The following is a 23,195-nucleotide window of genomic DNA, read 5'->3' on the forward strand; positions in this document are numbered from 1 at the left end:
TTGAAACAGAATCTCAATGATGATGATCGTTTTCTTTTAAAATATTTATTTGCTCTCTTGTATCAATAAGGAGCATAAGTAAATAATGGATGATGTAAATCCATGCAACAAGATGAAATCCTGTAGTTGCAAATTTTTTCAATAAAAGCAGAAAGGTTGTAGAAAGTATTAACTTAACCGGAGAGGTACATAAGAAATAAAATCCTTCTTTCCCGATGATTTTATCTCTGAAAAAATTGAATGAAAATGAAAACAGAATGAAAAGGACGCTACTAAAAAGTATTGGTATTGCTAATACTTTAAAATCCAGATCTATCCAGTCGTAATGGTTGATGATAAATAGACTGGCTATCGAGAGTCCTGTTGCTGCAAAAAGTGATGCAGTATTATGTTTCTTGTGACGATTTTGTGGCAACGTCTTTATTATAAGTTGGTGCATTGGTCGCATTAAGCATGCTGCAGTTTCCTGTAAACATGGCACCGGGTTCAATGGAAAGTTTTCCAATTTTCATTTCTCCTGTAATTTTGCTGGTCGCTTTTAAGGAGAGTAAATCTGCAACTTGTATTTTGCCGTCTAAAGAGCCGGAGATTTCGGCGTTGGCGCATTGAATTTCTCCTTTAACATTGCCATTGGCGCCGATAACGACTTTCCCTTTAGATGAAATATTCCCTTCGATCGAGCCGTCTATGCGAATGTCACCATTGGTTTCAATATTTCCAATGATTTTAGTTCCCGGGCCAATCATGTTGGGCAATTTGTTTTCGACTTCGAATGTTTTTCCCATTTCTTTAGATGTTTCGATATAAACGAAATTAGCACTTTTATTGGCTTCTGCACAAAAAAAATGACCAAAAATTTAGAATTTGATGGCTTTGAGTTTTTCGAGCTGGTGTTGTTTGTTCACTTGTCGCAACTTACGAGCCGTGTTGGTGAAAAAATGATGTGATTCGATTAATCGGGTTTGGTTTTGAATCCATTCAGCGGGTGAAATGGCAATGCCATTGGCCAGCATTTCTTTCAGAAGTTTTTCGCTTTGGTGGTAAAAGTCCGGACGTCCTAAGTGATGCATGTTGGCATCGGTCATAATTTCTTCAAGTTTATTGGTCGGGGTATTTCCAGGTCGTGTGGAATTAATCAGATCAGATATGGCATGGATTTGCTCGTCAGCAAAGTGATGTTTCTTAAGATATTCGGTCGCAATTAATAAACTGTATTCTTTGGGATTGTGATATTGATGTAAGTAACCGGCATCATGAAATAATGCAGCCGATTTTAATAGTAATAAGTCTTTTTCGTCAATGCCTTCTCCACGACCAATTATTTCAACTTGTGCAATCGCATTAATGGTGTGATCTACATTGTGAAAATAAAGAGAATTAGGGAGTTCAATATTGAGGCGGGACAAAAATTCATCTTCCAGATCCGAGAATCGGATGTGTTGGAGTTTTATCAGACATGCTTCGTTAGGGAGTACACCATTCTCATCGGCTGAGTATTCTTGTTTTAGGCGTTTGACAAAGTACATGTCTGTTTCTCCTTTGTACTTGATGGGCATTTTTCCCCGGTACTGACATTCAAAAAAATCTTTGACATATTGGTATGTTACGCCAGTAATATTTATTTCGCCTGGAATGCCTGATGACTCCATTCGTGAGGCTATGTTAACAGTATCCCCCCAGATGTCGAAGGTATTTTTAGTTCGACCCACTTTACCGGAAATCACAGATCCTGTATGGATGCCGATTCGCAATTCCCATACCCCTGAAACGCCATTCATGGTAGAGGGATGGATGGCGGATTTCATAAAATTTTGCATCTCCAATGCAACTAATATTACTTCAATTGGGTTTGAACGCACTTTGTCGGGAATCCCACCTGCGCACATATATGCATCGCCAATGGTTTTGATTTTTTCGATATGATATTTGAATGCAACCTCGTCGAATTGTAGAAAGAACTTGTCGAGTTCGTCGACCAAGGTTTCAGGGCGTAGTTGTTCTACAATCTTGGTAAATCCTTGAATGTCTGCAAATAGAACTGTGACGTGGTCGTGTTTTTTTGATCCTGTGTGATGTTCTTCTTTTGTGAATTGGTTCTGTTCGTTGTGCTTGCGCAGAAGTTCTATTCTTAGTTTTTTTTGATATTCAAGTTCCAGTGTTTGACGTGTTTCGTGATTGATTTGTATAATTGCACGATTTATAAAGCGTTTATATAAAAAAATCAGAATAATAATGGTGAGGGCTGTTGTTGCAGCAAAGGTGAAGGCAAGAAATGGCAAAGAAGTTAGCTGCACGGGTGTAAACATCTTTATTAACAAGTTGTGAGGATGGTAATATTCTGTTTTATATGCGTTGTTTGACAGTAGTTGGTTGATCAAATTTTGCATGCAGAAGAAGGTGTGTATGAGGAGGATCTTCATTGTTACTCTAAGGGTGTTGTTAGTGAGGAGGTTGGTGTTTTGTGAAATTATCTTGAAAGAGTTTTTGTTGGTATTCTCAAATGTAGTATATTTATTCCTGAAAAAACAGACATCTCATCTTACAATTCTATGAATACAACCAATAATAAAATTGTAGTTCCGTATGACTTTACTGAAATTGCGGACAATGCTATCGCTCATGCAATAAATTATTCAAAAACTCTGAATACCGGCATTACTTTGTTGCACATTGTGAAAAGTGATGTGCAGACATCTGAATGGCAAAGTAAACTTGACGAGGTTGCTGAAAAAGTTGAACAGCAATTTGGTCAGCGTCCCATTGCCTTAGTGCGTGAGGGGAATATATTCAAGTCCATTCAGCATACTGCCGAAGAAATGGATGCCCTTATCGTAATTATGGGAACACATGGCATGAAAGGTCTTCAAAAACTGACAGGTAGTTGGGCGTTAAAGGTTATTGTCGGTTCCCGAGTTCCTTTTATAGTGGTTCAAGAACCTCCTATTCGCACTTCAGTTGAAAAAATTGTTTTCCCCATTGATTTTAAAAGTGAAAATAAAGAGAAGTTAAAATGGGTTGAGTTTTTGTCGCACTATTTAAAGACCAAGATTTATTTATTATCCTATTCAACCAAAGAAGGTGCTGTGGATAGCCGCACAAAGGCGAATGTGGTGTTTGCCAAAAAGTTTTTAGACGAAAAAGAAATCAACTACGAGTTGGCCATTGGGTCGGGAGGTGGTTCTTTTTCTCAGGAAACCATTCAGTTCTCTAAGCGCATTGAAGCTGACATGATCATTGCGATGACGACCCGAGATATTGCTTTTCATGATTATGTGTTGGGAGCTCAGGAACAGTATATTATTGCGAATGAGGCAAAAATACCGGTTTTGGTTGTTAATCCCCGAAATGACTTAATGAAATATGGTTATGGATTTATGTAATTAATGATGTTATAAGTTGTAAGAGGCCGTTCATGATAAATGACGGCTTTTTTTATTTTTGTTGAAATAATAGTGACTTATCTCTCGTTATTTTTTTGATGAAACAGGAATTGAAGCGTGGATTGGAATTGGTTTTTGCAACCAATAATCTGCATAAGTTGTCCGAAATAAAAGTGCTGTGTCCTTCGATAGTGACATTGAGATCGTTGAGCGAATTGGGGTGTGATGATGATATTCCGGAAACAGGGGTGACTTTGTCAGACAATGCATCACAGAAGGCCTGGTATGTTTATCAAAAGTTTGGAATGAGTTGTTTCGCTGATGATACCGGGTTGGAAATTGAGGCGCTGAATGGTGCGCCGGGCGTGTATTCAGCTCGATATGCCGGTGAGATGCGTGATGCCTTGCATAATATGTCATTGGTGTTGCAACAAATGAAGGGAGAGGAGAATCGTCGAGCCCGGTTTCGAACTGTAATATCCTTGATTCATGACGGTGAGGAGTTGCAGTTTGAAGGTATCGTGAATGGGGTTATTACAGAATCGCCTATGGGGGAAAAGGGTTTTGGTTATGATCCAATTTTCATGCCTGATGGTTTTGATGCGACGTTTGCGCAGTTAGATTTGAGTGTAAAAAACCAAGTCAGCCATAGAGGTCGTGCTGTTGCTTTGTTGATTGCCCATATCGAAAGGATGTTGAACGGTGACGCTTGATATATGGTCGTATGATGTGGTTGACTGATGACGTTTGTTTTTTAAGAGTTGAGTGTAACGCTTTAAATAAAAGATGATGATGTTGCGATTCGTTTTTTGTGTCGTTTTATTGATGATTATGGATTCGAGTTATTCGCAACTGGCGAGTGGACAATGGCGGGATCATCTATCTTATCGGGAGTGTGCCCTTGTTGATAATGATGGTAAATCGGTCGTAGGGGTCAGTCGGAATGGTTTTTTTAGGCACTACCCTGAGAAAAATCACATCGAAAAGTATAGCAAGGTGAATTACCTATCGGGTACCGGGATAACTGCTTTTAAGTTTTTGAAGGATGATCATATGGTTGTGGGTTACCTTGATGGGGGGATTGATATAATTGAAGGTGATAACACATATTCGATACTTGATTTGAAGGAGAAGAATATGTCTGGGAGTAAGCAGATTAACGGGTTTTATGCTTATGAAGGTCGTTTGTATTGTTGTACTGCCTTTGGAATCATGGTTGTTGATGTTAATAAACGCGAGATTGCAGATGTCTATTATTTGGGAGTGGATGGTGAAAGTTTAAGTGTAACCGGGATGACTGTTTTGAATGGTTTTTTTTACGTTTCAACATTGAAGGGGGTATACAGAGCTGCGATTGATAATGGACGTTTGTGGTATTATGATGCTTGGGAGCAAGTTTATTCGGGTAAAATAATTAGTGTCGCATCTATTGGTGGACGGTTGATTTTTGTACATGAAACATCTGCTACGCAGATGGATTTGTTTGTTTCAGGGGATGATGGTTGGATGTTGTTGTCCAATTTGACAGGCTTTCAGTCGCTTCGTTCAGGGAGTGATTGGGCATTGGTAACAACATCATCGTCTGTTTATTCAATAAATGACCAATTTGAACTTATTCTTGAAAAGAACGATATTCGCTTAGAGGGTGATGTTGTTGTTAATCCATCATTTACTGATGCGGTGTGGTCATCTGATAAGAGCACGTTATGGGTGGCTGATCGAGCGTATGGATTGTTAATGAGGCAAGGGGAAGAGACTGATCAAACTGTTGTGGCGGATGGGCCTCTGACCAATGGATGTCATGAATTGAAGTTTGCCGGTAATCGTTTGGTTGTTGCCCCCGGAGCCAGAACGACGTTGTGGAACAATGGAAATCTGGCCGCTCAGATGTATTTTTATGATGGAACATGGCAAAATTTAAGCAGTACTACCGATGAGCTGCTGACCGGAAAGAGAGATGTTTTAGGGATTGCAGTAGATCCGAATGATGCCAATCGTGTTTTTTTTAGTTCGTGGGGTAATGGCGTTTTTGAGGTGAATGATCGTGTGGTTACGGAAAATTATTATGTGGAAAATAGTGCATTACAGACGATTTCAGGGATGTACGGTTATGCTCGTGTGGGGGGGATGGTTTTTGATAAAACCGGGAATCTGTTTATGACCAATTCGGAAAAGAGTGAAGGAGTGGTTGTGAAATCATCAGATGGGAAATGGTATCGATATGATTATGAAAGGTTGCTTAGTCAGCATACTATGGGGCAGATGGTGGTGGATGAGAATTCTAACATCTGGATTTTAGTTGTCATATCATTGAATCAAGGAAGAGGTATTTATGTGTTCAATACCAATGGCACTGTCGATGATGATTCTGATGATATTTATCGTAGTCCTTATGATCCGGCCGGGGATTCGCGTCATGTCGGAAAAATCAGGATATGGGATAAAAACTATGAAGAGGTAACCAGTAATGTCTATTGCTTGACACGTGATTTAAGTGGTTATTTATGGTTGGGAACCGACAAGGGAGTGTTGGTAAATTATTCGCCTGAAAAGGTTTTCAAGGAAGCTTATCCTGTTTTTCGGTATGTCGAAATCCCCAGAGAAGATGATCCATTGTATGTGGATTATTTATTGGAGTCGGAAAAGGTGACAGCGATTACTGTGGATGGCGCTAATAGGAAATGGATTGGCACAGAGGCTTCGGGCGTGTACTTGGTTTCAGCCGATGGAACCCGCACGATTGAGCATTTTACGGTGGATAATAGTCCATTGCTTTCGAATGAAATAATGAGTATCGCGATTCATCCTCAAACGGGAGAAGTGTTTATAGGAACCGGCATCGGCATTGTTTCATTTAAGGGAACCGCTACCGAGGGGCAATCTTCGATGAGTGAAGTGCGTGTTTATCCGAATCCTGTTCAACCCCAATATAAAGGAATCATTACTCTGTCTGGAATGGTTAAAAATTCAAATGTCAAAATTGTTGATCCGAGTGGTAATTTAGTTTTTGAGACCACGTCGTTGGGGGGGCAGGCCGTTTGGAATGGTAATAATATGTGGGGTAAACGTGTGCAATCAGGTGTTTATGTGGTTTTGGTGACATCGTCGGATGGAAGTTTAGTGGCGACCGGAAAAATTCTCATTGTGAATTAAAAAGTCGTAAATTTTAACCGCTTATTTGCGTCGACATATATGTGCGCAGATACGGCTTATTTGTTATGACTCACCCGAACATGAAGAAGAATTTTTTTTGGGGGGTAATCGTTGTGTTGGCGATGGCCTCTATCTCATCTGTTTTTTATTTACTCTACTATAATCAAGCATTTGAGGAGGGACGTTGTGTAGATGTGATCCCGGAAGATGCGTTTGCTATTGTTCGCATTCATCAGTCCTCATTGTTGATTTCCAATGACTCTGTGTTAGAGTCTGCCTTGTCTGAACTGCCTGCTTTTAAATCTTTTTTTGATGAAGTGAATTGTTGGGGACGTCATCAAATGCCGTTGGCGAGCCACTTGACAGATCGGACATTTTATCATTACTTTTTCACGTTAAATGATTCTGTCGTGAACGCTTGGTGCTTCGATTGTGTCAATCAACAAGAGGCTTTATCGGTGAAGCGATGGATGAAGGGGCATGCCTCGAAAGTAAAAGTGGACGGGATGAGCGATGCCGCAATTTATTGTACTGATTCGTTGTGGTATGTAGCCGTTAAGGATGGTCGAGTGGTAATTAGTCAGTTTTTGCATGCGTTGAAGGCATCGTTCGGGCAGGTTCAATCGAATCGAAGTTTTCGTCATAATGAAACGTTTTTGCAAATGCAAAAAGCCTTGGGTGCCCGGGCTATAGCGCATCTTTATTTGCATCCGACCCGATTGGCTGAAGTGTTGGCGTTGTTTGGCGATGCGAAAAACGGTCTTCAACGCTTTTCTATGTTGGGCGAATGGTTGGGTTTTGACATTGAGGTTAAGGACAAGAATCTCTTACTGTCCGGTTTCCTGATTGGCACGCCCACGCAGAGCCGAATGGATAATTTGCTAAAAGGCGTGACTCCGAGCGAGAGCCAAATTCAGGAGGTTTGCCCCATGCGAACCCGTTTTATGTTGGCCTATCAGGTGCGTGGGAGCGAAGTGCGATTTTTATCGAATGTTGTTATTGCCGAAAACCAAACGTCACCTCTGTTCGAAACCCTTATGGGGTGTTTGGATGGCGAGATTGCTCTAATTCATTGCGAGTCGGGTGATTCCATAGGTGTGGAGCCTTTTTTGGTGTTGAAAACCCATAGTCAGGCAAAGGCACTTACGGAGATGTCAAGATTACTAAATGATACCATTCGAAGTGTTGAGCCCGTGGGGTTTGTCAGTTCCGAGTTGGTAGCTAATATTCCCATATATCAAGGTTTTTCTGGTGACGAAATGACCGCGGCCATGCGCGGCCTTTTTGATGGGGCACCCGGTGAATTCTATACCATCTACAATAACTATTTAATATTTGGTGTCTCTGTTGCATCACTTCAACGCTTTGTGGTTGATAATTTAAGAGACATGACTCTGTTGAAAGATGCCGCGTTTCGCGAGTTTATGAATCGTTTTCCCGCCTCTCAAAACATAATGTGTTACATGGCTCCCGGATATATTCGGCAATGGGTGGCTCCCTGTCTGAATGAACGAGGGCGGCTTTTTGCTTCTGATTATGCCGCATTGCAGCGTTTTAATGCTTTTGCTGTTCAGTTGTCGTCAGGAGTTGGGCCTGTATATGTGAATGCGGCGTTGCGGGTTGGCAGTGAATCGGCTAAAGATACCGGCGTGATTTGGCAGCGTAAATTTGATGTGCCTCTTGTGGGGAAGCCCCAGGTAGTGGTCAATCACCTCACCGGGAGACATGAATTGTTGGTGCAGGATGCTGACAGTTGGCTTTATTTGTTAAATGGTGATGGGATGGTGTTGTGGAAAAAGCAACTCGATGGGCTGATCATGGGCGATGTGGGGCAAGTGGATTGTTTTCATAATAAGAAGCTTCAATATGTTTTCAATACTGCCTCGTCGTTGTATTTGATGGATCGGAACGGGAATGATTTGCCGCATTTCCCCATCTTGTTGACATCGCCTGCAGTTCAGCCGGTGGCCGTGGTCGATTATGAAAAGACGCACGATTATCGCTTTTTCATAACAGGAGCAGACGGAACCATCGGGTTATACAATCATCAAGGCAATCGCATCGCCGATTGGGTGTTGACACGAACTGAAAATCCTTCCGTATCGGTTCCGCAGCATTTTGATGTGGGGGGTAAAGATTATTGGGTTTTGGCCGACAAATCACGCCATTACTTGCTCGATCGTCGTGGGAATCAGCGCGTGCAGTTGTCCGATGAGTTTGATCAGATGCCATCGATGCCCTTTGTTTATGCCATACAAGGCGGAAAGCATGAGTTGTTGACGTTTGGTTCTGATGGTCAGTTGGCTTCAATTGCCTTGCCATCGGGTGGGGTGAGCCGAATGGCGGTGGCATTGCAATCGCGCCCTGCGGCCATGAAGCCATTGCCTGGTCGTCAAGGTCTCATGGCTGTTGTTGATTCGCTTTATTTGTATTTGATTGACGGTCGTGGGCAAGTTCATTGGCAGTCCGAGCCGGGGAGTCCTTTGCGTCCGGTTGTGGAAATCTACCCTTTGGCTGACGATGACGTACGCATTGGTGTGGTTGGGGCGAATGGGAATGTCTATCTCTATCGTTCCGACGGTTTTTTGTGCAATGGTTTTCCGAAAAATGGGATTACTTCATTGGCCATTGGACGATTGAATGCCAATGGCGACAGGCTTGGTGTGGTGGTTGGAGGCTGCGAGGGGCGCTTGTTGCACTATCCCCTCGATACGGTTTCATATTCATCATCAAAAAAATAAAAACAAGTGGCTTACATTTGGTGAAAACAGTTTATATTTGCACCCTCAAACCACAAAGGTTTTTAACTATTTAAAATTATTCCGATGCCCGTAAAAATTCGTTTACAAAGACACGGTCGCAAAAGGTATGCTTACTACCACATTGTGGTAGCTGACAGCAGGGCGCCACGAGATGGCAGGTTTATCGAGCGTTTGGGTTCTTACAACCCTAACACGAATCCTGCTACAATTCAGTTAGACTTTGACAAAGCCTTGAACTGGCTCAACAATGGTGCTCAACCTACCGACACAGTTCGTCAAGTGCTTTCAAACGAAGGCGTGATGATGAAAAAACACCTGTTGGATGGTGTGAAAAAAGGTGCTTTTGATGCTGCCGAAGCTGAAAACCGTTTCAGCAAATGGCAGGGTGAGAAAGTTGCCAAAGTTCAGGCTAAAAAAGATAAATTGGCCAGCGACAAAAATGCTGCTGCCAAAGAACGTCTGGCCATCGAAGCAAAAATCAATGCTGAGAAAGCTGCTGAACTGGCAAAGAAAAAAGCCGATGCTGAAGCTGCTGCTTCTGCCGCTGCTGCTCCCGCTGAGGAAGCTGCTGCCGAAGAGACTGCATCTGAAGAAGCTGCTGAATAAGCCATTCGACGTAAAAGTCTTACAGAGCCATCGCATTGCGGTGGCTTTTTTTGTGAATGCAGGTTTGGAAAGATGTCTATCTTTGCGCCAAATGCAACACCAATGATCGAAAAAAGTAATTGTCAACATATCGGTGTCATCACCAAGGCACATGGCGTGTCCGGTGAAGTGGTGATTCGGCTGAATAACGGGATTGATGCGCAGGATATCACCTGTGATTTTTTGTTCCTCGACCTCGATGGCGGTCTGGTGCCCTTTTACGTGCAGGAGAGTCGCACCCGGGGCGATGGCGCGCTGATGGTGCATTTCGACGGCATCACCACCGAAGTTGCTGCCCGACGTCTGGCTGACGTGCCAGTTTGGGTGGAAGGTGACGAATTGGAGATGGATGAAGAGGGCATTCATTCGTCGATGCTCATCGGGTTCTTGGTGGTGGACAGCGAACATGGTGAATTAGGCAAAATCATCGAGATTCGCGACCCCGAACGCAATCCTTATTTCGTGATTGAAGGCGGTGCCGGCGAGATTTTGGTGCCGGTGGCCGACGAATACATTGATGGCCTTGACGATGATAAGCACATCCTATACATCACTGCCCCCGAGGGATTGATCGATCTTTATTTATAAGCATCTTTTTTTAAGATGTGCCATCTGATGGAGCATTGATGGTTTTAGTCATTATTACAGCATCTTAAAACCGGCCTATTGGTCTATAAAAATAGCCCATTGGTCGGTTTTCTTTTATGGTGGCTTTAGCCGGTTGTAGATTTGTGCTAATAAAAGCACAAAACAATGACCAAACAGTTTCGAATAGCATTGTGGATGATGGCAGCGATGATGGTGCTGCCGCCACTGGCTCGTGCGCAAACCTCAGCCTGGACGCTCGATGCATGCATTGAGCAGGCCATCAAGGCCAATGTGTCGGTGCAGAAGGCACGTTTGTCGGTGAGCCGGAGCGAGGAGTACGCCTCTCAGGCGCAGGCCTCGCGGATGCCGTCGGTGAGCGCGTCGGCATCGCAGAATTTCACCTGGAGCAAACAAATGGATGCCGCCACCGGCGAGTATGGCGCTTATGAAGGAAGCCGCAGCGGTAGCTATGGCGTGAATGGCAACGTGACCCTCTTTAATGGTTTTAAAGTGTCCCAGTCGATACGACAATCGCAACTGACACTCGAGAGCAGCCTGCTTGATGCCAAGGCGCTTGAAGAATCGGTGGAGCTGAGCGTGCTGAGCGCTTACGTGCAGGTTCTTTATGCCCGCGAGCAAGTCAACAATGCGGCCAATCAGGTGGCGGCCACCGAAAAGCAGTTGCAGTTGGTTGAAGAACGCATGACGCTCGGCGGCGTTTCGCGCAGCGATTATCTGCAAATCAAGTCATCGCTGGCGGCCGAGAAACTATCGTTGGCCAATGCACAGGGCAACCTGGCCATGGCGCACCTCAATCTGCTTCAGTTGATGGAGCTGCCCGTGGACGATGGATTTGACATCGCCTCACCCTCGGTCGATTCGCTCATGGCGGGGATGGAGATTCCGGTGGCGCAAAGCATTTACGAACAGGCGTTGCAGCAGAAACCTCAAATTAAAAGCGCTGCCCTACAAACCGAGAGCGCCAAACTGGACATTCGCATGGCACAGGCCGACCGGCTGCCGTCGCTGTCGCTCAATGCGGGGATCAACAGCGGGTACTCGTATCCCACCAACGGATTCAGTTACGCCGATCAGATACAGAACCGGCTTACCCCCTCGGTGGGGCTGACGCTTTCCATTCCCATCTACCAAAAACGACAAATCAAAACGAGCATCAACATTGCCAAAATAGGGCTGTCGGATGCCGAGTTGACCGAGATCAACACCCGCAACACCCTTCGCAAACAAATTGAGCAGGCCTGTCAGGATGTGGTCACAGCCCGCGAGAAGTACCTGGCCGGCATGGATGCCTATGACTCGGGTGCCGAATCGCATCAGGTGGCCGCCGAAAAGGTGCAGCAGGGGTTGATGAATTCGGTTGATTACCTGTTTGAAAAGAACTCCTTGATACAGGCCGAGAGCAATCTGCTGCAGGCGAAATACAATTTGTTGTTCGCCACCAAAATACTCGATTATTACAAAGGCATTCCACTCACATTATAACATTGATGTCATGATGAAGAAAAAATATATCATCGCCATTGCCGCCGTTGTGACGGTTGGCGCGGGGTTGCTGCTGTTCAAAGCATGCAGTGCCAAGAACTTGCCCGTGAAGGTCGAAACCGAGACCATTCACAAAGGGAACATCCGCAACTCGGTGACCGCCACCGGAACCCTCGAAGCCATCCTCACGGTGGAGGTGGGTACTCAGGTGTCGGGCGTGATTGAGAAGATTTATGTCGATTTCAACAGCGAGGTGAAAAAGGGGCAGTTGCTGGCGCAGCTCGATGAGACGCCGCTGTTGGCGTCGCTCGAGCAGAGCAAGGCCACCGTCGATCAGGCCGAGGCTGAGGTGAAGTACCAGAAGGCCAATTACGAACGCATCAAGGCGCTGCTGGCCAAAGAGCTCATTGCCCAGTCGGACTACGACCTGGCCGAGTACAACTACCGCAAGTCGGAGGCCACGCTCATCAGTGCCCGATCGAACTACGAGAAGAGTCGCATCAACCTGGCCTATGCCCGCATCTACTCGCCCATCGACGGGGTGGTGCTTGAGCGGGCTGTGGACGAGGGTCAGACTGTGGCTGCCAGCTTTAGCACGCCCACACTCTTTGCCATCGCCAACGACCTGACACAGATGCGCGTGGAGGCCAACGTGGACGAGGCCGACATCGGTCAGGTGAAGATGGGACAACGCGTGGAGTTCACCGTGGATGCCTTTCCCGAGCAAAAATTTGAAGGCAGCGTGACCGAAATCCGCATTCAGCCCGTGGAGACCTCCAATGTGGTGACCTATACCGTCATCATCAATGCGCCCAACCCCGACAAGAAGTTGTTGCCCGGCATGACGGCCAGCACCACCATTTATGTAAAGGAAGTGAACGACGTGTTGGTGTTGCCCGGCAAAGCCACCCGTTTTGTCCCTGAACAGACGGTGATGGAAGCCTACATTCGCAGCGTGGCCAAGCCCGATGAACGCCCTGAGGCCATGACCGAAGGCGCTTCTGAGCCCCAAGGGGTTCCCAATGACGGCAACGAACAGCCTCATGTGTGGGTGAAAAAGGGCGACCGCATCCAGCCCGTCCCAGTGACGTTGGGCGATACCGACGGCATCAATTATGAAGTGACGGCCGGGCTGGCCGAAGGTGACGAAGTGGTGGTGTCGATGACCCAGGAAAAAGAAACGCAAACCGCGGGACAAAAGACCGGAAGCCCCTTTATGCCCCAGCGTCCTCCCCGACGATAGCATAGGAAGCCCCGCCCGACAGATTGTTTTCATTGGTTGTTTTCATCGGGTGGGGCGACCTTATTATGGACGTAGATATTAGACTAACGCTGAGGCGCAACGGCGCAGTGTTTATTTTTTTAACGATACTGCAATATCGCTTTTGTGAGGTTGGTTTCTTGATTAAAACGACTCAACGTCTCTCTGGGCATAACCAAGCGATATTGTAAGTTGTGATCATTTAGCGGATTTAATATTGCTTAATGAGGGACTACTATAGAACTCTGAGTTATCTGCATCGTTATTTAAACGCATGGCGTAACAAAATAACTCAGCGCCTTTGTGCCTCAGCGTTTATCTTTTACATTTCATCATCATTCATCAACAATTATGGACAAAACCATCATACAAGTGGCCGGCCTGCGCAAGGAGTTTCACGTGGGGGATGTGACGGTGCATGCCCTCAAGGGCATCGACCTCACCATTACCCAGGGCGAGTTTGTGGCCATCATGGGCACCAGCGGCTCGGGCAAATCGACCATGCTCAACATTCTGGGGTGTTTGGACAAGCCCACGGGGGGCGATTATTTTTTGGATGGCATCAATGTAGCGGGTCTCGACAAGAACCAGCTGGCCGAAGTTCGCAACCTCAAGCTGGGGTTTGTGTTTCAGGCATACAACCTGTTGCCGCGCACCTCGGCGCTCGAGAACGTGGAGCTGCCCCTGTTTTACAATCCGCGGGTGAAGACGCGCGAACGACGCGACCGCGCCAGGGCCGCCCTCGAAGCGGTGGGATTGGCCGGGCGCATGCATCACACGCCGGCGCAGTTGAGTGGCGGTCAGCAGCAACGCGTGGCCATTGCCCGTTCGCTGGTGAACGACCCCGTGGTGATACTCGCCGATGAGGCCACCGGGAACCTCGACACCCGCACCTCGTACGAGATTATGGAGCTGTTTCAGCGACTCAACGACCAGGGTAAGACCATCGTGTTTGTGACCCACGAGCCCGACATTGCCCGGCTCACCAAGCGCAGCATCGTGTTTCGCGACGGTCATGTGATCAAGCAACAGGCCGTGACCGACCGCCTTTATGCTTCGGAACTCATTGCCGCCTTGCCGGTGGAAAATGATTGAGTAAAGAAGATATTTCGCAGACTTGAATGCGTGAAAGCAAGGTTGTTTGGATGCCAGACAGGAAGATGATGAGACTTCAGACAGATAGATAAGACTGAAGAGACCAGGTCTAAAGATCTTTATTCATCTCATCATCTATCGTCTTCTTGTCTTAACTCAACGATATCGAATGAGTAGCCTGATCGCGTGATCGGGTGGAAGTGTTGTCAAGTGAAAATCACGAAGGAATTCTTCTGATTCCCCCTGTGGGGGATAGGAGGGGCAAAATATAAAACGTATGAACTATACCAATTTATTAAAGATATCGGGGGGGGCACTGCTTCGCAACAAGATGCGGGCGTTCCTCACCATGTTGGGCATCATCATCGGGGTGGCTTCGGTGATTGCCATGCTGGGCATTGGGCAGGGTTCCAAGCAAAGCATCCGTGAGCAGATGTCGGGCATGGGCACCAATCTGGTGTTTGTGATGCCCGGGTCGCAGCAACGGGGCGGCGTGCAAATGGGGCCTTCGAACATGCAAAGTCTCACGATGGACGACGTGACGGCCATCGCCAAGGAGTGTCCCCATGTGGCGGCCGTGTCGCCCGAGGTGCGCTCGAGCGGCCAGGTGGTGGCAGGCAACAAAAACTGGCCATCGACCATATATGGCGGCAACGTGGCTTACATGGGTATTAAAAAAATTGAGGTGGCCGACGGTCGTCTCTTCACCGACAAGGAGGTGCACGCCATGGCCAAGGTGTGCCTGGTGGGGCAAACGGTGGTCGACAACCTGTTTGGCGAGGGGGCCGATCCCATAGGGCAGACCATCCGTTTCAAAAAAATTCCCATGCTCATCATTGGCGTGCTGGCCGAAAAGGGCGAGAACTCCTTTGGGCAGGATCAGGACGATATGATCATCGCCCCCTACACCACCGTGCAGCGGCGCATTCTGGCCATCGACCACATACAGGGCATTTACACCTCGGCCACCAGCGAGGAGGAGAGCGAGCTGGCCATTGCCGAAATCTCAACCGTGCTGCGCCGTCAGCATAAAATCAGCAACCCGGCCGACGACGACTTTCGGGTAATGGCACAGGCCGAACTGGTGAAGATGTTTACCTCCATCAGCGACGTGCTCACCATGTTGCTGGGCGCCATTGCCGGCATCTCGCTGTTGGTGGGCGGCATCGGTATCATGAACATCATGTTTGTGTCGGTGACCGAGCGCACACGCGAGATTGGCCTGCGCATGGCCATTGGCGGAAAGAGCATTCACATCATGGCACAATTCCTCATTGAGTCGATGATGTTGAGCGTGTCGGGCGGCATTGTGGGCATTTTGCTGGGATACCTGATCAGTTACGTGGTGTCGGGCATGATGGGCTGGCCGGTGGTGATTACTTCGCAAAGCGTGGTGCTTTCATTTTTGGTGTGCTCGGCCATCGGCATCTTTTTCGGATGGTATCCGGCACGCAAGGCCTCGGCGCTCAACCCCATTGATGCGCTGCGATATGAGTAAGCGTTTTTGTTTTTTCAGGTGATGATGTAAGTTTGTGCAACCTTAAACCAGTGTTCAATAAAAGCAGATCACTCAGCGTTGATACATTTTTCATTAAGAACTGACACTGAGATGCAGTGAGAATGAGAAACCTCAGTGTAACTTAGCGCCTTTCTTGGCATAGCCAAGCGACTGTGTCTTACTCTAATATTTCAACAACATGCCCTCAACCAATCGCAACAAACTGCATGTCGTATTGCTGCACGCGCTGGCGTGGTTCATTGTGGTGATGATTCCCATGCTCATCCGGCTGGTGTATGGCGACAGCGACACGCATTCGCTCAACCAGATGTATGCCAACATGGCGGCCTATGGTGCCATGTTTTACATCAACTACCTGGTGCTGACGCCCCGCTTGTTTTTGCAGGGGCACCGCGGATGGTATTACGTGGCGTCGGTGGCGCTCATTGCGGTGTGGTATTTCGTGATCAACTACATCAACGAGGTGCTGATGCACGACCCCGAGCGGGCCCGCCTGTTTGCCGAGATGGTGAAGAAGCTGGGCGACATGAAGTATGTGCCCAAGCCGCCTTTTCGCGGGTTTGGATTCTTTTTTTACTGCCTGATATCGCTGCTCATCACCGGTTTTGCCATGGGGTTGGGGTCGCTCAACCGGCTCATGCAAAACGAACGTCGCCAAAAGGATTTGGAGCAGGAACGGCTCAATTCCGAGCTAGCCTTCCTCAAAAGTCAGGTGAGCCCGCATTTTTTCTTCAACACGCTCAACAACATCTATTCGCTGGTGGACATCGACACCGCTCAGGCCAAGGATGCGGTGATGCAGCTCTCCAAGCTGATGCGCTACCTGCTTTACGAGAGCGAGCATCCCACGGTGCGCCTGTCGGGCGAGCTCGATTTTTTGGAGCATTACATTGCCCTGATGCGGTTGCGGCTGTCGCCCAAGGTCGATTTGCAGGTGGACTTCCCCCGCGAGTTTCCCGACCGGCTCATCCCCCCACTGCTGTTGGTGCCTTTTATTGAGAATGCGTTTAAGCATGGGGTGAGTCATCGCGAGCCGTCGTACATCCATCTGCGCCTGAGTGTGAGCGACCGCGTCATTGAGTTTGAGTGCCGCAACAGCAATTTTGCCGTGCCCGACGAACGTCCCACCGGGGGCATTGGCCTGCGCAACGTTCAAAAGCGCCTCGACCTCATTTACCCGTCGGGTTACCGGCTGGACATTCATCCCACCGAGCGCGAATATGCCGTGAAGCTGGTGCTGGAAGGATGACGTGAAAGTTGAGGGTTTTGAAGTGTAAGCGTGTAAGGTTTTTCGGGGGCAATCATTCCATCTAAAAACGGCAAGCGCCGCTCTCGACGTGATGTCGGGAGCGGCGCTTGTGTGTGGTGATTGATGGTTTAGTTTTCGGAAGGCTTATTGAGCCTGCGGTCGGTCAGTTGGTTAAAGCGGTCGGTGAGCCCGTTGATGTCGCCAATGATGGCCGTTACCGAGGCGTCGTTGCTTAGCGTGGCATGTGCCGTCAGGTGAGCGAAGAGGGTGCGCAGGGCGTCGTGCAGTTTTTGACGAAGCTCGTTGGTGGTCTTGCGCTGGGCATCGGTTTGGCTCCCCACGCGCGCGCTAAAGGTTTGGCGGAACTGATCGTTGACGGTCTTGAGCTGAATGATCCACGTGTCGAGACCCAGGTCGCGAATGGCCTCGGCCATTTTTGGGGTTCCCATCAGGTCGTTGGTGAGGCTGGCCAGCGTGGTGGTTTCGGCTTCGTAGGGCAGGCGGGCAATTTGCGACCCATACTTGTCGATGGTGCTCAATATCAGCTCGGCCTTGGCAGCTGTGGCCGGGTCGAAGTGGTAAGTGTATCCCTCGGCAATGGTTCGCGTGCCCATAATGAGGCGGTCGCGCACGTTGTCTAATCCCGACATGTTTTTGCTGTAGGGGTCGCTTAGTTCCAGTTTGAAGTTGGCGTTGAGCGCTTCGGCTGCTTCCTGCACGGCATTGACCTGTGGTTCGGTGGGCGACATGGGCGGCTGGCGCTCACGGCATCGGTTTACAATAGCATAGGAATACTCCAGGGCATCGGCCGTGAGATACTTTGAGAAACGGGGTGATGAAATCTTCATAAATTGAAGGAATTATTTGATGAATTAATGGATTAAGAAACACCCAACGGATGTTTTGGAGTGTTAAAATTATAAAAATATCCAAAACATCAACCCGTTTTGGGAAATCTTTTGTTTGAAAATTTGGTCGTTGAGGGGATTGAAAAAGTGACGATTTGGCGCTGCGTGGCGCAGCAGGCTATTTCCAAAAGGAAATACGTTGCTGCGCCACGCAGCAGTTTATTTCCATCGGGAAATGGGTTCCTGCGCCACGCAGCGAGTTATTTCCCAAAGGAAATGCCCTGCTGCGTGGCGCAGCGGGCTATTGTCAGAGAGAAATGGGTTGCTGCGTGACGCAGCGGCAAAAAAGCAGTGATCGCTCGGTCAAAACATCATATACGCCAGCGCAATGGCGGCCACCACGCCCCCCAGGTCGGCCAGCAGCCCGCACACCACCGAGTGACGGGTTTTTTTGATGCCCACAGAGCCAAAGTAGACGGCCAGGATGTAAAAGGTGGTGTCGGTGGCTCCCTGAAAGGTGGCCGAGAGGCGTCCCACAAACGAGTCGGCGCCGTAGGTGTTCATGGCATCCACCATCAGGCCACGGGCGCCGCCGCCGCTCAGGGGTTTCATCAGCGCCGTGGGCAGGGCGGGAATAAACTGGGTGTCGAAACCCAGGGCGGCCACCAGCGTTTGGATGCCGCCGATAAGGGTGTCCATGGCGCCCGAGGCGCGAAACACGCCAATGCCCACCAGCATGGCCACCAAGAAGGGGATGATGTGAATGGCAATGCCAAAGCCTTCTTTGGCGCCTTCGATAAAGGTGTCGTAGATGTTGATTTTTTTGCGCATGGCCATCGCCATAAAACCAATGATGAGGGTGAAAAGCAGGATGTTGGCGCCCATAAGCGACACGGTGCTCAGCAGTTCACGGGGCAGCGACATCATCCACCACACCAGCGCTCCCATCAAGGCGCACAAGCCGCCAATGTATGCCATCACCACGCGGTTAAACAGGTTGATGCGCTGATAGGCCGCCACGGCCACCAGTCCCACCAGGGTACTCACAAAGGTGGCCAGCAGGATGGGGATGAACACGTCGGCAGGATTGGCGGCGCCCATGTTGAACCGGTACACCATCACGCTCACGGGCACCAGAGTGAGACCCGAGGTGTTGAGCACCAAAAACATGATCATGGGGTTGCTGGCCGATTCCTTGTCGGGGTTCGCCTCCTGCATCTCCTTCATGGCCTTGAGTCCCATGGGAGTGGCGGCGTTGTCGAGACCCAGCATGTTGGCCGCCAGGTTCATCATGATGCTGCCATAGGCGGGGTGGTTTTTGGGCAGCTGCGGAAAGAGGCGCACAAACAGGGGGCTGAGGGCGCGCGACAGCAGTTGCACCATGCCGCCTTTTTCGCCAATCTTCATGATGCCCAGCCACAGGGTGAGCACGCCGGTGAGCCCCAGCGAAATTTCGAAGCCGGTCTTGGCCGATTCAAAGGTCGATCCCATGATGAGGTTGAACACCTGTGTGTCGCCCAAAAAGATGAGTTTGCCCAGCGCCACCACAAAGGCGATGAGGAAGAAGCCAATCCAGATGTAGTTGAGAGCCATGTGGGGGAGGGTTTATCAGATTTAGAAGTCTTAAGCATCAACGCTGAGGTGCCAAGGCGGGGAGTTTTAGTCTCTATCTCTGTGACTCCGTGCCTCTGTGTTTAATGAGAGATGCCAATGACTCGCAAAGGGGGATTAATTTTTGGGCACCCACACCTTGAGGTTGTCAATTTTAAACTCCGAGCCGTAGGTGGCAACGCCAATGCGGCCTGTCGTGGGGGTGTCGCGGGTGGTCTCGAGTATCAGGGTGTCGTCAATCCACAGTTGCAGACTTCCGATGGCTGTGTCGCGAATGGCGGTGACGCGGTGCCACTTTTCGTAACTCCAAATCATGGGAGGAGCCGTGGTGGTGCCCAGTTTTTGGGTTTGTCCGTCGGTGCGGGTAAAGATGTTGTGGCTGAAACGCCCCTGTTCGCTGGCCGCCTGGGCATAGGCGTAGGTGCTGTCGTTGGTCAGGGCATACACCACGCACACGTCGCGCAGCGAGAAGTCGCGCCCGCGCTGAAAAAAGTCGAAGGTCATCACAAACGCCCCAATGGCCTCGTGGGGCAGCAACATAAATTCGCAGGGGTGCATCTGCTCACCGGCCGGACGTTTGGCGCCCAGGTATTTGAGGTCTTTGCCCGACTTGCCGTTGTCGGTCACCACCCATTGGTCGGGCGTGGAGAAACGGTAAAGCTGCCGCGACTGGTCGTTGAAGGCATCCTCGAAGAGCAGTTGATGGGTTTTTTTGATGTTTTTTAAATCCTGCGCCCACAGGGGGGCAAGCAGGTGGGTGAGGGCGATGAGAATGAGAAGATGGATGAAGCGATTCATGGACGTCGTGTTATAGGCCTTAAAAATAAGGATAATTTTTAAGGGATGTCTTTAAGGTGGGTGGATTTCGGAGATGTCTCGTTGAGTCAGGTCAAATACTGTTTTGTTTCAACTGTATGTTTCATCTGCCGAAAAAATAGTTTTTCAGGGGTCATATGGAACTCACTAATCGTTATTCTTCTGTGTCGGTATGGCTTGTTCATGGCTCGTTTCATGTTTCGTTGGTTGATGGCAATATGGCTGATTTCATTGAAATTGGAGAATGGCTTATTCGAATGAATTGTTCCATCCCGGTATTCAATTTTATTAGTTCGTTTTTTCGAATGTCTATGAGTCTTGATGAGCAATCAGGAAAAAGTGTCATTGGTTTTTATGAATTGAACAAGATTCGGTCATTAAATTCTGATAATAAAAGAGTATAATTGTGCCAACGGGTGTTAGGGGGTATACTAAATGCTCGATGTGTACCGTTCTATCGTGTGTGTTTCTTTATGGGACGATTTGTTGCAGAATTTTAATGCGGATGTCCTACCTGAATCTTTATGGTTCCTTTAGTAGGGAAAAAAAAGTGAACGTGAAATTGTGATTTTTTTTGATGTTTATTTTGAATGAGATGATATGAAGAATTGGATGAAAAAAATATTCAAGTACTATTTTTTAATATTTAAAGTCAGAGAGCGATTATCACCTTCTGTTCAAATCGGACAGCGGCAGCTTTACTTGCATTATCGTGAACTCTTAAAGCGAAACGAATTACCGTGTATTTCTGAAACCGGATTTAGGGTGTTTTCGCAATTTGAAGAAGATGGGTTGTTGTTGTATATTTTTTCCATCATAGGGATGGAAAAAAAAGTGTTCATCGAGATCGGGGCGGATGACGGGATTAACAGTAATTGCGCTAATCTGTATTTTCATTTTGGATGGCACGGATTGTTTGTCGATGGAAACCCGGAAAGCGTTCGTCGAGGAGTTCGGTTTTATAAGAAATATCCTCATCCCTGGTTGTATCAACCTTCCTTTGTGTGTTCCAAAGTCACTCGTGAAAATATTAATGAGATAATCGAGAAAAACGGCATCAAAGGAGAGGTGGGATTGTTGTCAATTGATATTGATGGGAATGATTATTGGATTTGGGATTCGATTGAAGTGGTGTCGCCTCAGGTTGTTATTATCGAAACTCATAATGAGTTTGGGTTGGAGAATATTGTAGTTCCCTATGATCCTAATTATTCGTATCCAGGGAAACACCCTATTTATCACGGAGCATCTCCTGTGGCAATGAATAAACTTGCCAATAAAAAGGGATACCGATTAGTTGGGGCTAATGAGTTGGGTTTTAATTTCATTTTCGTGAGAAATGATTTGGTGCCGCATGAATTACCAGAGGTTGCTGTTGAATCTTTATTGAATCATCCTTCGGCGAAAGCTGCATATGCAAAATTTGAAGATATTAAGGATTGGGAATATCTAGAGGGATGATAGTTGGGGGGATGGAGAAATGGCGACAATTCCGGCGTTATTGAATTAATGCTGCAATTGATTAATTGCTGAAAAAATCGGTGTAATCACCGTCGTTGCCGCAATTTCACCTTGTAACGCATCCTTTGGTATCACTATGTGAACAATTTCCTCTAATATATTTTTGGTGCGTTTTTTTTGCAACCACGAGTTTTCGGCCGTTGGTTTATTATTCCAGATCTTCGAGGTGCAGATGCGCGTTGTCGTCAAAGCGGTGACGCAGTGAGGTGAGGTGCTCAATCTCTTCGGGTGAAAGAGCTAGCATGCGTGCGATCTCGGTGGGCGACATGCTGTTTTCCATCAGTTTGAGAGCCGAGAGGTAGACGCCTTTGCGGAGACCTTTTTGCATTCCAATCTGTTCTCCTTTTTGTATTCCAATCTGTTCTCCTTTTTGCATTCCGATTTGCTCGCCTTTTTGCAATCCAATCTGTTCTCCTTTTTGCATCCCGACTTGTTCTCCTCTTTGCATTCCAATCTATTCCCCTTTCACAAATCCGGTATGCTCCCCTTCCACCCGGCCTCGTTCTTCAGCATCGAGGAACAAGGATCGTTCCGACCGGATGGAGTCCCAGTATTGGTCGTAATGCTCGAGCTGTGCTTTGGAGTAGGAGCCTGATTCCAATATGTGGACGGCCTCTTTGATGTGGGCTTCTTCGAGCAGTTCGGGGGGGATGTTGTTGGCGCCGTCCTCTATTTCGGTGAGAAACTTCAGCCACAACACCTGCAAACGTTTCTCCTGCAGGTTGGCCGCTTTAAACTTGGGCAGTTCAATGAAAATGAACTGCAACCCTTCAATTTGCCGCTCGGGCTGACTGATGTTTACAATTTTGTAGTGATGGTAATAGTCGGTCAGTTTAGGCTCAAAGTTTTCGTTCACCAGACTCAGCGCATACACGGGTTGCAACAACTTATATTCGCGGGCATTGTCCAGCTGTTTGACGTAGGCCTTGGAGGCGTTGAATACCACTCGGTTTTTAAAGCTCTCGGTCCAATGCATCTGCATCTCCACAATAAACTGACGACCTTTTTGGTCGCGGCAGCGCACGTCTACAATGGTGCGTTTGAGCACCGGAATTTCGGGCACCAACTCGGGGGAGAGGTATTCAAGCTCCTCAATCAGGGCATCGGGTTCAAGCGGCAGTACGCTGTTGAGGAAACTTTTGCACAGGTGCGGATGCTCTCCGAATATCCGTTTAAAGGTGAGGTCGTTTTTGGGATCGAGATAATGCATGGTGTGTGGTTTGAGGCAAAGATAATTAATTGAT

The 23,195-nt window shown here is 47.8% G+C and carries 21 protein-coding genes; 13 read left to right on the forward strand and 8 right to left on the reverse strand.

The annotated features are described in order from the left end of the window. Window positions 1-13: 13 nt before the first annotated feature. From LX69_RS17760 to LX69_RS08990, 3 genes are all read right to left on the reverse strand, one after another. Window positions 14-415, reverse strand: a complete 402-nt coding sequence (locus LX69_RS17760; protein WP_111445646.1) for a hypothetical protein — start codon at window positions 413-415, stop codon at window positions 14-16. Next, window positions 387-785 carry a bactofilin family protein gene (locus LX69_RS08985; protein ID WP_111445648.1) on the reverse strand — a complete coding sequence of 133 codons (399 nt, stop codon included), beginning with the start codon at window positions 783-785 and terminating at the stop codon, window positions 387-389. The genes LX69_RS17760 and LX69_RS08985 overlap by 29 nt, the downstream gene beginning before the upstream one ends. Before the next feature lie 72 nt (window positions 786-857). Then, on the reverse strand, window positions 858-2,306 hold the full coding sequence (locus LX69_RS08990; RefSeq protein WP_111445700.1) for an adenylate/guanylate cyclase domain-containing protein: 1,449 nt from the start codon (window positions 2,304-2,306) through the stop codon (window positions 858-860). Between the two features lie 243 nt (window positions 2,307-2,549). Here LX69_RS08990 and LX69_RS08995 point away from each other — a divergent pair, with 243 nt between their 5' ends. The 11 genes from LX69_RS08995 (at window position 2,550) to LX69_RS09045 (ending at window position 17,155) form a co-directional block, all read left to right on the forward strand. Then, the gene (locus LX69_RS08995; protein ID WP_111445650.1) at window positions 2,550-3,380 is read left to right on the forward strand and encodes a universal stress protein; all 831 of its coding nucleotides are present in this window, start codon (window positions 2,550-2,552) and stop codon (window positions 3,378-3,380) included. A gap of 98 nt (window positions 3,381-3,478) precedes the next feature. After that, window positions 3,479-4,093 carry an RdgB/HAM1 family non-canonical purine NTP pyrophosphatase gene (rdgB, locus tag LX69_RS09000; RefSeq protein ID WP_185741707.1) on the forward strand — a complete coding sequence of 205 codons (615 nt, stop codon included), beginning with the start codon at window positions 3,479-3,481 and terminating at the stop codon, window positions 4,091-4,093. 73 nt (window positions 4,094-4,166) lie between these two features. Next, window positions 4,167-6,533, forward strand: coding sequence for a type IX secretion system anionic LPS delivery protein PorZ (gene porZ / locus LX69_RS09005; RefSeq protein ID WP_111445652.1), 2,367 nt, complete (start codon window positions 4,167-4,169; stop codon window positions 6,531-6,533). Window positions 6,534-6,613: 80 nt separating this feature from the next. Further along, the gene (locus tag LX69_RS18450; RefSeq protein ID WP_245934983.1) at window positions 6,614-9,274 is read left to right on the forward strand and encodes a hypothetical protein; all 2,661 of its coding nucleotides are present in this window, start codon (window positions 6,614-6,616) and stop codon (window positions 9,272-9,274) included. Window positions 9,275-9,358: 84 nt separating this feature from the next. Beyond that, window positions 9,359-9,901, forward strand: coding sequence for a 30S ribosomal protein S16 (locus LX69_RS09015; RefSeq protein ID WP_111445654.1), 543 nt, complete (start codon window positions 9,359-9,361; stop codon window positions 9,899-9,901). Window positions 9,902-10,003: 102 nt separating this feature from the next. Continuing rightward, window positions 10,004-10,528, forward strand: a complete 525-nt coding sequence (gene rimM / locus LX69_RS09020; RefSeq protein ID WP_170124311.1) for a ribosome maturation factor RimM — start codon at window positions 10,004-10,006, stop codon at window positions 10,526-10,528. Between the two features lie 165 nt (window positions 10,529-10,693). Then, complete coding sequence (locus tag LX69_RS09025) at window positions 10,694-12,031, forward strand: TolC family protein (protein ID WP_111445658.1); 1,338 nt, start codon at window positions 10,694-10,696, stop codon at window positions 12,029-12,031. Window positions 12,032-12,041: 10 nt separating this feature from the next. Further along, the gene (locus LX69_RS09030) at window positions 12,042-13,274 is read left to right on the forward strand and encodes an efflux RND transporter periplasmic adaptor subunit (RefSeq protein ID WP_245934984.1); all 1,233 of its coding nucleotides are present in this window, start codon (window positions 12,042-12,044) and stop codon (window positions 13,272-13,274) included. A 369-nt stretch (window positions 13,275-13,643) separates the two neighbouring features. Beyond that, window positions 13,644-14,387, forward strand: coding sequence for an ABC transporter ATP-binding protein (locus LX69_RS09035; protein WP_111445660.1), 744 nt, complete (start codon window positions 13,644-13,646; stop codon window positions 14,385-14,387). A 277-nt stretch (window positions 14,388-14,664) separates the two neighbouring features. After that, window positions 14,665-15,885 (forward strand): ABC transporter permease, encoded by a 1,221-nt coding sequence (locus tag LX69_RS09040; protein ID WP_111445662.1) that lies wholly within the window; start codon window positions 14,665-14,667, stop codon window positions 15,883-15,885. A gap of 199 nt (window positions 15,886-16,084) precedes the next feature. Next, window positions 16,085-17,155 (forward strand): sensor histidine kinase, encoded by a 1,071-nt coding sequence (locus LX69_RS09045; protein WP_111445664.1) that lies wholly within the window; start codon window positions 16,085-16,087, stop codon window positions 17,153-17,155. A 128-nt stretch (window positions 17,156-17,283) separates the two neighbouring features. Here LX69_RS09045 and LX69_RS09050 read toward each other — a convergent pair whose 3' ends face one another. Next, window positions 17,284-18,003, reverse strand: coding sequence for a DUF6261 family protein (locus LX69_RS09050; protein ID WP_111445666.1), 720 nt, complete (start codon window positions 18,001-18,003; stop codon window positions 17,284-17,286). Between the two features lie 99 nt (window positions 18,004-18,102). Here LX69_RS09050 and LX69_RS09055 point away from each other — a divergent pair, with 99 nt between their 5' ends. Beyond that, window positions 18,103-18,336: a hypothetical protein gene (locus tag LX69_RS09055; protein WP_111445675.1), complete on the forward strand. Its 234-nt coding sequence runs from the start codon at window positions 18,103-18,105 to the stop codon at window positions 18,334-18,336. 30 nt (window positions 18,337-18,366) lie between these two features. Here LX69_RS09055 and LX69_RS09060 read toward each other — a convergent pair whose 3' ends face one another. Both LX69_RS09060 and LX69_RS09065 read right to left on the reverse strand, forming a co-directional pair. Further along, on the reverse strand, window positions 18,367-19,596 hold the full coding sequence (locus LX69_RS09060) for a nucleoside recognition domain-containing protein (protein ID WP_111445677.1): 1,230 nt from the start codon (window positions 19,594-19,596) through the stop codon (window positions 18,367-18,369). Window positions 19,597-19,731: 135 nt separating this feature from the next. Then, complete coding sequence (locus tag LX69_RS09065) at window positions 19,732-20,412, reverse strand: hypothetical protein (RefSeq protein ID WP_111445679.1); 681 nt, start codon at window positions 20,410-20,412, stop codon at window positions 19,732-19,734. Between the two features lie 618 nt (window positions 20,413-21,030). On the opposite strand from LX69_RS09065, the gene LX69_RS09075 reads away from it, so the two are divergent. Continuing rightward, window positions 21,031-21,891 carry a hypothetical protein gene (locus LX69_RS09075; RefSeq protein WP_146260693.1) on the forward strand — a complete coding sequence of 287 codons (861 nt, stop codon included), beginning with the start codon at window positions 21,031-21,033 and terminating at the stop codon, window positions 21,889-21,891. Window positions 21,892-22,099: 208 nt separating this feature from the next. Here LX69_RS09075 and LX69_RS09080 read toward each other — a convergent pair whose 3' ends face one another. Both LX69_RS09080 and LX69_RS09085 read right to left on the reverse strand, forming a co-directional pair. Next, the gene (locus LX69_RS09080) at window positions 22,100-22,399 is read right to left on the reverse strand and encodes a hypothetical protein (RefSeq protein WP_146260694.1); all 300 of its coding nucleotides are present in this window, start codon (window positions 22,397-22,399) and stop codon (window positions 22,100-22,102) included. A 6-nt stretch (window positions 22,400-22,405) separates the two neighbouring features. Next, a partial coding sequence (locus tag LX69_RS09085) for an Rpn family recombination-promoting nuclease/putative transposase (protein WP_221621322.1) occupies window positions 22,406-23,195 on the reverse strand: 790 nt, incomplete at its 5' end.

This window comes from Breznakibacter xylanolyticus, assembly GCF_003254275.1.
GTDB lineage: Bacteria > Bacteroidota > Bacteroidia > Bacteroidales > Marinilabiliaceae > Breznakibacter > Breznakibacter xylanolyticus.

What these genes read in the sequence shown, in the direction of transcription:
- LX69_RS09065 (WP_111445679.1), bottom strand. Translation starts at nt 20,412, where the DNA reads ATGAATCGCTTCATCCATCTTCTCATTCTCATCGCCCTCACCCACCTG.
- LX69_RS09015 (WP_111445654.1), top strand. Translation starts at nt 9,359, where the DNA reads ATGCCCGTAAAAATTCGTTTACAAAGACACGGTCGCAAAAGGTATGCT.
- LX69_RS09040 (WP_111445662.1), top strand. Translation starts at nt 14,665, where the DNA reads ATGAACTATACCAATTTATTAAAGATATCGGGGGGGGCACTGCTTCGC.
- LX69_RS18450 (WP_245934983.1), top strand. Translation starts at nt 6,614, where the DNA reads ATGAAGAAGAATTTTTTTTGGGGGGTAATCGTTGTGTTGGCGATGGCC.
- LX69_RS09060 (WP_111445677.1), bottom strand. Translation starts at nt 19,596, where the DNA reads ATGGCTCTCAACTACATCTGGATTGGCTTCTTCCTCATCGCCTTTGTG.
- LX69_RS08990 (WP_111445700.1), bottom strand. Translation starts at nt 2,306, where the DNA reads ATGTTTACACCCGTGCAGCTAACTTCTTTGCCATTTCTTGCCTTCACC.
- rimM (WP_170124311.1), top strand. Translation starts at nt 10,004, where the DNA reads ATGATCGAAAAAAGTAATTGTCAACATATCGGTGTCATCACCAAGGCA.
- porZ (WP_111445652.1), top strand. Translation starts at nt 4,167, where the DNA reads ATGATGATGTTGCGATTCGTTTTTTGTGTCGTTTTATTGATGATTATG.
- LX69_RS09035 (WP_111445660.1), top strand. Translation starts at nt 13,644, where the DNA reads ATGGACAAAACCATCATACAAGTGGCCGGCCTGCGCAAGGAGTTTCAC.
- LX69_RS09075 (WP_146260693.1), top strand. Translation starts at nt 21,031, where the DNA reads ATGAAGAATTGGATGAAAAAAATATTCAAGTACTATTTTTTAATATTT.
- LX69_RS09080 (WP_146260694.1), bottom strand. Translation starts at nt 22,399, where the DNA reads ATGCAAAGAGGAGAACAAGTCGGGATGCAAAAAGGAGAACAGATTGGA.
- LX69_RS08985 (WP_111445648.1), bottom strand. Translation starts at nt 785, where the DNA reads ATGGGAAAAACATTCGAAGTCGAAAACAAATTGCCCAACATGATTGGC.
- LX69_RS09030 (WP_245934984.1), top strand. Translation starts at nt 12,042, where the DNA reads ATGATGAAGAAAAAATATATCATCGCCATTGCCGCCGTTGTGACGGTT.
- rdgB (WP_185741707.1), top strand. Translation starts at nt 3,479, where the DNA reads ATGAAACAGGAATTGAAGCGTGGATTGGAATTGGTTTTTGCAACCAAT.
- LX69_RS09045 (WP_111445664.1), top strand. Translation starts at nt 16,085, where the DNA reads ATGCCCTCAACCAATCGCAACAAACTGCATGTCGTATTGCTGCACGCG.
- LX69_RS09050 (WP_111445666.1), bottom strand. Translation starts at nt 18,003, where the DNA reads ATGAAGATTTCATCACCCCGTTTCTCAAAGTATCTCACGGCCGATGCC.
- LX69_RS09025 (WP_111445658.1), top strand. Translation starts at nt 10,694, where the DNA reads ATGACCAAACAGTTTCGAATAGCATTGTGGATGATGGCAGCGATGATG.
- LX69_RS08995 (WP_111445650.1), top strand. Translation starts at nt 2,550, where the DNA reads ATGAATACAACCAATAATAAAATTGTAGTTCCGTATGACTTTACTGAA.